Genomic DNA, 8,667 nt, shown 5'->3' with positions numbered 1-8,667 from the left:
GGGCTAGGGCTGGGCGGGGGTGGAAGGTTCGGCGGTAGGTGGACGGGGCTACGCCGATGCGTTGGTGCAGTTGCTGGCGTAGGGCGGCGGTGGTGCCGAAACCCGAGCGGTGGGCGATCTGGTCGACGGTGAGGTCGGTCGTCTCCAGCAGCAGTCTCGCGTGGTCGGTGCGCTGTTGCAGCAGCCACTGGGCCGGACTCAGGCCGGTCTCGGACCGGAAGCGTCGGGTGAAGGTGCGCACGCTCATCCGCGCCTGCTCGGCCAGGTCGCGCAGCGCGATCGGCTCGTGCAGCCGCTGCCGCGCCCACTCCCGGGCGCCCGCCGTGCTGGTGTCGGTCGCCTTCGGCACCGGCTGCTCGATGTACTGCGCCTGGCCGCCGTCGCGCCACGGTGGCATCACACAGCGGCGGGCCGCCCGGTTGGCCACCTCGCTGCCGTGGTCGAGGCGGATGACGTGCAGGCAGAGGTCGATGCCGGCGGCGACTCCGGCCGAGGTGAGCACCCGGTCGTCGGCGATGAAGAGCACGCCCGGGTCGAGGTCCACCCGGTCGTGCAGGCGGCGGAACCGCTCGGCGTACGCCCAGTGGGTGGTCGCCCGCCGCCCGTCGAGGAGCCCGGCGGCGGCGAGCACGAACGCCCCGGTGCAGATCGACATGATCCGGGCCCCCCGCTCGTACGCCGCGCGCAGCGCCTCGATCACCTCCGGCTCGACGGTGCCCGAGGCCAACGTGGAGCTGTCGTGGATGCCCGGGACGATCACCGTGTCGGCGGTGTCGAGCAGCTCCAGACCATGGTCGGGGAGCACCTGGAAGCCGCCGGTGCTGCGCACCGGCTGCCCGCCCGGGGTGCACACCCGGACGTCGTAGAAGGGCGTCCCGTCGGCGGCTCGAGCGGTGCCGAAGACCTGCGACGGGGTGCCGAGGTCCAGGCCGACCACCTGGTGCAGGGCGAGTACGGCGGTCCGGTGCGGGCGAGCGCTCATGGCCCGATTATTGCGCATGATGGCTTTCCGGCCACTCGTCGAGGTGGGCGGCCCCACCCCAGACTTCTTGCGTGACCAAGAGCCGCCGTCTGCATCCCGCCTGGCTGGTCGCCGCCGTCGCCTTCGTGGCGCTGGTCGGCGCGGCCGGCTTCCGCGCCACCCCGTCGGTGCTGCTGCACCCACTACACGAGGAGTTCGGCTGGCCCCTGGCCACGATCTCCGCGGCCGTCTCGGTCAACCTGCTGCTCTACGGGCTCACCGCGCCGTTCGCGGCCGCCCTGATGGACCGGTTCGGCATCCGCCGAGTGGTCTCGGTGGCGCTGCTGCTGGTCGCCGCCGGCAGCGGGTTGACGATCTTCATGACCGCCAGCTGGCAGCTCCTGCTCTGCTGGGGTGTGCTGGTGGGGTTGGGCACCGGCTCGATGGCGCTGGCGTTCGTGGCCACCGTCACCGGACGCTGGTTCGTCCACCGGCGGGGCCTGGTCACCGGAGTGCTGACCGCCGGCGGGGCGGCTGGACAACTCGTGTTCCTGCCACTGATCGCCATCCTGGTACGCGACCACGGCTGGCGTACCGCCGCGCTTGTCGTGGCCGCGGCGGCGCTGGCGGTCGTACCCCTGGTGGTGTGGCTGTTGCGCGAGCACCCGGCGGACCTCGGCCTGCCCGCCTACGGGGCGACCGAGGTCGTGGCGGCGCCGCCGGCGACCGGCGGCGCGGCGTCCCGGGCGCTCGGCGCGCTGGCCACCGCGGCCCGGACCCGACCGTTCTGGCTGCTCGCCGGAGGGTTCGCGATCTGCGGGGCGACCACCAACGGCCTGGTCGGTACGCACTTCGTGCCGGCCGCACACGACCACGGCATGGCCCAGACCACCGCGGCCGGGTTGCTCGCCCTGGTGGGGCTCTTCGACATCGTCGGCACGATCGCCTCCGGCTGGCTCACCGACCGGGTGGACAGCCGCTTGCTGCTCGGCATGTACTACGCGCTGCGGGGACTGTCCCTGCTGGTGCTGCCGAGCCTGTTCTCCGGCACGGCCGAGCCGAGCATGCTGGTGTTCATCGTCTTCTACGGCCTGGACTGGGTGGCCACCGTTCCGCCGACCGTGGCGCTGTGCCGGGAGTACTTCGGTGGCGCCGGAGCTGTGGTGTTCGGCTGGGTGTTCGCAGCACACCAACTCGGCGCGGCGGTCGCCGCCACCGGCGCGGGACTGGTCCGGGATCGGTTGGGCGACTACGCGATGGCCTGGTACGTGGCGGGCGCGCTGTCGATCGGCGCCGCCGGGCTGTCGTTGCTGCTGCGCAGGCGACCGGGCCGGCCGGTGCCGGAGGCCGTGCTGGTCGCCGCGACCGCGCCCCGGGCGTGGAGCTTCCGGGGCTGAACCGTGACCCGTCGGCCGGTCAGCTCACTGTCCACTGCTGGGCCGGCCGGCCGTCGCACTGTCGCTGCCGGATGTCCTCGCCGGCCTCGACAGCGTCGTCGTCGGCCTGGGCGCACTTGTTGCTGTGCGCGGCGACGAGCAGTACCGCGCCGGTGCCGGTCCCGCCGAACCGCCACTGCTGGTTGGCCTCGCCGTGGCAGGGGAACTGCTGCAACCGTGCGCCGTCGTCCCCACTGCCGCCCTCGACGTCGAGGCACTGCCCGTACTTGGCGTTGGTCAACGTCTGTACGCCCGCGCCGGCCGGGCTGACCACCCACTGCTGCTCCGGGGCGCCGGTGCACACGGCCAACTCGGCCTCGGCCTTCTCGCCGTCACCGTCGAGCCCCAGGCAGAGGCCCGAGGTGGCGCGCAGCACCCGGGGCCCGGTGGGCGGGACGGCCGGCGCGCTGGCCGACGGGGTCGGTGACGGCTCGGCCGAGGCGGTCGGGCTCGGCTCGCCGGCCGGTTCGCTGGGCAGTTGGGCCGCGCTGGACGACGTACCGACCGACGCCGGCACGGCCGGCTGGTCGTCACCGTCGAGCAGCCCGGTGGCGAACACGACCCCCAGGAGCACGCCGACGACGCCGACCGCCACCGCGACCCGCAGCAGCGGATCGGCCAGCGGGCCGGAGCGCGGTGCCCGGTGACCGCCGTAGACGGTGCCGGCGGGGTCGGGGCGTTCCTCGGGCGCGGACATACCGGCCATCCTCACCCACCGCCGGCGGTCACGGCCAGTCGGCGCCGTCAGTCGACGACCCGGACGTCCTTCCAGAACGCCACCCGGTCACGCACCATCTCGGCGTCCGGTTTGGGCTCCGGGTAATACCAGACGGCGTCCCTGCTGGTGCTGCCCTCGTGTTCGAGGGAGTAGTAGGAGGCGGTGCCCTTCCACGGGCAGACGGTGTGGGTCGCGGACTCGCGAATCAGGTCTTCGCGCAGGGCGGAGCGGGGGAAGTAGTGGTTGCCCTCCACCAGCACGGTGTCGTCGCTCTCGGCGACGACCAGGTCGTTCCACACGGCTTTCGGCATGTCCCAACAGTAGGCCGCGCCGCCGCCCCGGCAACGCTCAGCGGGTGGGCTGCGGGTCGGTGACGTCGGCCACTGTGGCGTCGAGGGCGGCGATCGCGGCGTCGGCGGCGATCGCGACGGCGAGACCACGCTCGCCGGCACCCAGCGTGATCTCCCGGCCGCGCAGTCGCTCGTCGGCGACCACCGGCCAGGCGGTGCTCGCGCCGAACGGGGTGATGGTGCCGCGTTCGTAGCCGGTGGCGGCCAGGGCGCCCGCCGCGTCCGGCATGGAGAGCCGGTGCACCCCGAGCAGGGCGCGCAGCTTGGGCCAGGAGACGACCCGGTCGCCGGGGGTGAGCACGAACAGGTGATCGGCTTCACCGCGGCGGACCACTATCGTCTTGACCACGTCGGGGACGGCCACGCCCCGGACGGCGGCGGCCTCCGCGAGACTGCCGACCGCACCGTGGCTGACCAGCCGATACGGCAGTTGGGCGGCGTCCAGGGCGACGATCGCTGGCGATGGCATGCCCGCCACGGTAGCCGTCCGGCCTGCTACCGGACGGGAAACTGCCAGCGCCGACATCCCACGGTTTCCGAACGGCGAGCGTAAGGTGATCACATGCGCGCTGAGCGTGTGGATCATCCGATTGACCATGATCAAGCGGTGGACACGCTGCGGCGGTCGTACGCCGCGGTGCCCACGGGCGAGCCTGTCCGGCTGGCCAAACGCACCTCCAACCTGTTCCGCCCCCGGTCCGCTCCACGGACTCCGGGGCTCGACGTGAGTGGCCTGAACGGCGTGCTGTCGGTCGACCCGGCCGGCCGCACCGCCGACGTGCAGGGCATGTGCACCTACGAGGACCTGGTCGACGCGACGCTGCCGCACGGGTTGATGCCGTTGGTGGTGCCGCAGTTGCGCACCATCACGCTGGGCGGCGCGGTGACCGGCCTCGGGATAGAGTCGACCTCGTTCCGCAACGGCCTGCCGCACGAGTCGGTCCGGGAGTTGGACGTCCTCACCGGCTCCGGCGAGATCGTCACCGCCCGACCCGACGGCGAGCACACCGACCTGTTCACCGCGTTCCCCAACTCGCTGGGCAGTCTCGGCTACGCCACCCGGCTGCGCATCGAGCTGCAACCGGTCGGCCGGTACGTGGCGTTGCGCAACGTCCGGTTCACCCAACTGGAGGCGCTGACCGACGCGATCGCGGAGGTGAGCGCGACCCGATCCTGGGCCGGCGAGCCGGTGGACGCGATGGACGGGGTGATGTTCAGCCCCGGCGAGTCGTACCTGGTGTTCGCCACGTTCACCGACGTGGCCGACCCGCCCAGCGACTACACCGGTCAGGCGATCTACTACCGGTCGCTACGCCAGCGCACCCGCGACGTGCTCACCGCGTACGACTATCTGTGGCGCTGGGACACCGACTGGTTCTGGTGCTCGTCGGCGTTCGGCGCGCAGCACCCGGTCGTGCGCAGGCTCTGGCCGGCGCGTTACCGACGCAGCGACTTCTACCACCGACTGGTTCGCCTCGAGCACCGCCACCAGGTGGCGGCCCGGATCGACCGGCTGCGCGGGCAACCGGCCCGGGAGCGGGTCGTGCAGGACGTGGAGATCCCGCTGGACCGAACTGCTGACTTCCTGCGCTGGTTCGCCGGCGCGGTGGGGATGAACCCGGTGTGGCTGTGCCCGTTGCGACTGCGTGAGCCGGCGGGGCCCGGTTCGGCGCGGTCCTGGCCGCTGTATCCGCTCCGGCCGGGGCAGGACTACGTCAACATTGGGTTCTGGGGGAGCGTGCCGATCGCGCCGGGCGCCGCCGACGGCGACGTCAACCGCACGATCGAACGCAGGGTGTCGGAGTCGGGCGGCCACAAGTCGCTCTACTCCGACGCGTACTACGACCGGGACGCCTTCGATCGCCTCTACGGCGGCGACACGTGGCGCGCGGTGAAAGACCGCTACGACCCGGACCACCGGCTGACGGGACTGTACGAAAAGGCGGTAGCACGAGCATGAGCCTGACCGACAGAGATCAGGGGGCGGCGAGCGTCCCCGCCACCCCGCCGGCGGGGGGCCGGCACACGGGTCCGACCGTCGCGGATGTCGTCCGCGCGGTCACCACGGGGCCGTTGCCGGTGCGGATCACCGGGTACGACGGCAGCGCCGTCGGCCCGTCCGACGCCGGCATCACCCTGGCGATCCAATCCGAGCGTGGGCTGTCGTACCTGCTCACCGCACCCGGCGACCTGGGCATGGCCCGGGCGTACGTCAGTGGTGACCTGGCGTTGCAGGGCGTGCACCCGGGTGACCCGTACGAGGCGTTGCGGGTGCTCAAGGACGAGCTGCGGTTGCGTCCACCGTCGCTGGCCGAGGGGCTGGCGCTGGTCCGTGGGCTGGGCTGGGAGCGGCTGATGCCGCCGCCGGCACCGCCGCAGGAGGCGCAGCCCCGCTGGAAGCGGGTGGTGAACGGGCTGCGGCACTCGCGGGTGCGGGACAGCACTGCCATCTCGCACCACTACGACGTCTCCAACGCCTTCTACGAGAAGGTGCTCGGCCCGTCGATGACGTACACCTGCGCGGTTTTCCGGTCTCCGGACGACACGCTGGAGCAGGCCCAGGCGGCGAAGTACGACCTGGTCGCCGGCAAGCTTGCGCTCAAGAAGGGGATGCGGCTGCTGGATGTCGGGTGCGGCTGGGGTGGCATGGTGCGCCACGCCGCGCGCGAGTACGGCGTCAAGGCGCTCGGTGTGACCCTGTCGAAGGCGCAGGCGCAGTGGGCGCAGGCCGCGATCGAGCGGGAGGGGCTGACCGAGCTGGCGGAGGTGCGATATCTGGACTACCGGGACGCGCCGGCCGAGCAGTTCGACGCCATCTCCTCGATCGGGTTGACCGAGCACATCGGGGTGCGCAACTACCCGATGTACTTCGGGGCGCTGCGCAGTCGGCTGCGGCAGGGCGGGCGTCTGCTCAACCACTGCATCACCCGCGCCGACAACCGCGCGCCGCACCGTTCGGGCGCGTTCATCGACAGGTACGTCTTTCCGGACGGTGAGCTGGCCGGTCCGGGCCGGTTGATCAGCGAGGTGCACGACGCCGGGTTCGAGGTGCACCACGAGGAGAACCTGCGCCAGCACTACGCGCTGACGCTGGCCGCGTGGTGTCGCAACCTGGTCGAGCACTGGGATTTCTGCGTCTCGGAGGTGGGCGCGGGCACCGCCCGGGTGTGGGGGCTCTACATGGCCGGGTCGCGGATGGCGTTCGAACGCAACGGCATCCAGCTGCACCAGGTGTTGGCCACCCACAACGGCCCGAACGGCGTGAGCGGCTACCCGCTGCGACCGGACTGGTTGCCCTGACCACCTGCTGACCGTTGCCTGAAGCCGCGCCGAGAAAGTCGGCGCGGCTTCTCGCGAAGTGATTGACAAAGAAGTTTTGTACGTACAAACTGATTTTGCCATGAGAGACGTCCTGTACCTGGAGCAGATCGAGCAGGCCGAAGTCCTGCTCAAGCCGCAGCGCGTCGAGGTGCTGCGGCAACTGGCCGAGCCGCGCACCTGCACCGAGGTCGCGGCCCGACTCGACCAGACGCCACAGCGCGTCTACTACCACGTCAAGCAGCTCGTCGCGGCTGGCCTCGTCGAGCTGGTCAACGAACGCAAGGTCCGCGGCATCACCGAAGGCATCTACCAGGCCGCCGCCCGCTCCTACTGGCTCTCCCCGCGGCTCGTCGGCCGGATCGGCCTGCGCCGGGCCCGCGACGAGCTGAGCCTGGGCTACCTGCTCGACCTGATGGAGGAGGTCCAGGCCGACATCGCCGGCCTGGACCGGGCGGCACCCGAGCTGCCCTCGATCGGGGTCTCCGGCGAGATCCGGGTGCCGGCCGAGCAGCGCCAGCAGTTCCTGCACGACCTGCAAACCGCACTTCAGGAGTTGTTCACCCGCTACGGCGGCAGCGAAGGCGACGCCTTCAAGCTGGCCGTCGCCTGCTATCCGAAAGGGAACGACAATGAGTGAGCCGATGAAGGTTCAGGCCCGTCTCTCCGCGCCCGTCGGGCGCGTCCGCCAGGCCCTGACCGACCCGGCCGAGCTGCGTCTCTGGCTGGCCGAGCACGCCGAGGTCGAGCTGCCCCAGCGGTACGAGTTCTGGGGCCGCTACACGCCCGAGGGCGACGCCCCGCACCAGCGGCTGCTGCACGCCGACGACGACACGCTGCGCTTCGGCTGGCTGCTCGACGGGGTGGAGACCACCACCGAGCTCCAGTTGACCGCCGAGGGCACCGACAGCACCGTGCTGACGCTGACCCAGAGCCACTTCGACTTCGCCGAGGCGATGAGCGGCTCCAGCATCCGGGGTGTGCTCCAGACGTTCTGGGCGCTGTCCATCGCCAACCTGGCCGCCCACGTGGAGGGCAAGCCACTGCTGCCCCGCACCGACTTCACCTCCGCCGACCTGCGCGGTGAGCTGGTCATCGCCGCCCCCGCCGACAAGGTGTGGGAGTCGCTGACCGACTCCGAGCAGGCCAGCGCCTGGTTCGGCTACCCGATCGGCATCGAGCCCTGGGTCGGCGGCCGGTACGCCATGGGCGGCTTCGAGACCGGTTACGCGGCCAAGGTGATCGACCTGGAGCCCGGTCGACGGATGTCCATCGACTGGGGGCCGACCGGCGTGACGAGCTGGGAGCTGGCCGAGTCCGGTGGCCGGACGACGCTGACCTTCGTGCAGAGCGGCTTCGACGAGGCCAACCCCCCGTACGGGGCCTGGAGTGGCTCGGTTGCCGGGCTGTTCGAGCTGCGCCGCTTCCACGAGGTGCCGAACTGGCAGCCGATCTGGATCTCCGAGGAGATCCCCGGCCTGGAGCCCGCGCCGGCCAGCTGAAGCCTCGATCGCGTGCGTGCGTGCCGAGGTCTCAGTGATCCGGTGGCGGGATCTGGTGACTTTTCGCGGTTGAGTGGGTACTGGCGGGCGATGTTCTTCATCTTTGGTCTGCGTACCACTGTCGACCGGTCCGGTGTCGTGCAGCAGGTCTGCCGCCACTGCGGCAACCAGGCCGCGCAGGTGATCACCCGCCGCTCGACGAAATTCACACTCTTCTTCATCCCCCTCATTCCGATCCGCACCCGGTACGCGCAGCAGTGCACGTTCTGCGCGGCTGAGTACGAGATCTCCAAGTCCGACGCCGAGCGTCTCCCGGTCGGCTGATCCGACGATGGAACGTTTCCTCTGCTGGCTGATCGGCCGACCAACGCCGCCGGTCGAC

The 8,667-nt window shown here is 71.4% G+C and carries 10 protein-coding genes; 6 read left to right on the top strand and 4 right to left on the bottom strand.

All coding sequences use genetic code 11. The features are described from left to right. Window positions 1-1,000 (bottom strand): GlxA family transcriptional regulator (locus KBX71_RS28440; RefSeq protein ID WP_210820872.1); only part of this gene is annotated, 1,000 nt, incomplete at its 3' end. 53 nt (window positions 1,001-1,053) lie between these two features. On the opposite strand from KBX71_RS28440, the gene KBX71_RS28435 reads away from it, so the two are divergent. After that, window positions 1,054-2,358, top strand: a complete 1,305-nt coding sequence (locus tag KBX71_RS28435; protein ID WP_210820871.1) for an MFS transporter — start codon at window positions 1,054-1,056, stop codon at window positions 2,356-2,358. A 19-nt stretch (window positions 2,359-2,377) separates the two neighbouring features. Here KBX71_RS28435 and KBX71_RS28430 read toward each other — a convergent pair whose 3' ends face one another. The 3 genes from KBX71_RS28430 to KBX71_RS28420 are packed head-to-tail and all read right to left on the bottom strand — an operon-like array spanning window position 2,378 to window position 3,934. Continuing rightward, window positions 2,378-3,094 (bottom strand): RICIN domain-containing protein, encoded by a 717-nt coding sequence (locus KBX71_RS28430; RefSeq protein ID WP_210820870.1) that lies wholly within the window; start codon window positions 3,092-3,094, stop codon window positions 2,378-2,380. Between the two features lie 47 nt (window positions 3,095-3,141). After that, on the bottom strand, window positions 3,142-3,426 hold the full coding sequence (locus KBX71_RS28425) for a DUF427 domain-containing protein (RefSeq protein ID WP_210820869.1): 285 nt from the start codon (window positions 3,424-3,426) through the stop codon (window positions 3,142-3,144). Window positions 3,427-3,463: 37 nt separating this feature from the next. Further along, on the bottom strand, window positions 3,464-3,934 hold the full coding sequence (locus KBX71_RS28420; RefSeq protein ID WP_210820868.1) for an aminoacyl-tRNA deacylase: 471 nt from the start codon (window positions 3,932-3,934) through the stop codon (window positions 3,464-3,466). A gap of 93 nt (window positions 3,935-4,027) precedes the next feature. Here KBX71_RS28420 and KBX71_RS28415 point away from each other — a divergent pair, with 93 nt between their 5' ends. From KBX71_RS28415 to KBX71_RS28395, 5 genes are all read left to right on the top strand, one after another. Continuing rightward, window positions 4,028-5,425 (top strand): FAD-binding oxidoreductase, encoded by a 1,398-nt coding sequence (locus KBX71_RS28415; RefSeq protein ID WP_210820867.1) that lies wholly within the window; start codon window positions 4,028-4,030, stop codon window positions 5,423-5,425. Continuing rightward, window positions 5,422-6,765, top strand: coding sequence for a class I SAM-dependent methyltransferase (locus tag KBX71_RS28410; protein WP_196928209.1), 1,344 nt, complete (start codon window positions 5,422-5,424; stop codon window positions 6,763-6,765). Before KBX71_RS28415 ends, KBX71_RS28410 begins: the two co-directional genes overlap by 4 nt. Before the next feature lie 100 nt (window positions 6,766-6,865). Further along, the gene (locus KBX71_RS28405) at window positions 6,866-7,423 is read left to right on the top strand and encodes a helix-turn-helix domain-containing protein (RefSeq protein ID WP_124820022.1); all 558 of its coding nucleotides are present in this window, start codon (window positions 6,866-6,868) and stop codon (window positions 7,421-7,423) included. Beyond that, window positions 7,416-8,285 (top strand): SRPBCC family protein, encoded by an 870-nt coding sequence (locus KBX71_RS28400; protein ID WP_210820866.1) that lies wholly within the window; start codon window positions 7,416-7,418, stop codon window positions 8,283-8,285. Before KBX71_RS28405 ends, KBX71_RS28400 begins: the two co-directional genes overlap by 8 nt. Window positions 8,286-8,375: 90 nt before the next feature. Further along, the gene (locus KBX71_RS28395; protein WP_210820865.1) at window positions 8,376-8,609 is read left to right on the top strand and encodes a zinc-ribbon domain-containing protein; all 234 of its coding nucleotides are present in this window, start codon (window positions 8,376-8,378) and stop codon (window positions 8,607-8,609) included. The last annotated feature ends 58 nt before the right edge of the window (window positions 8,610-8,667 follow it).

The sequence above is a fragment of the Micromonospora sp. D93 genome, from assembly GCF_018070365.1.
Classification (GTDB): domain Bacteria; phylum Actinomycetota; class Actinomycetes; order Mycobacteriales; family Micromonosporaceae; genus Micromonospora; species Micromonospora ureilytica.
This window is presented reverse-complemented; position numbering and strand designations above follow the sequence as displayed.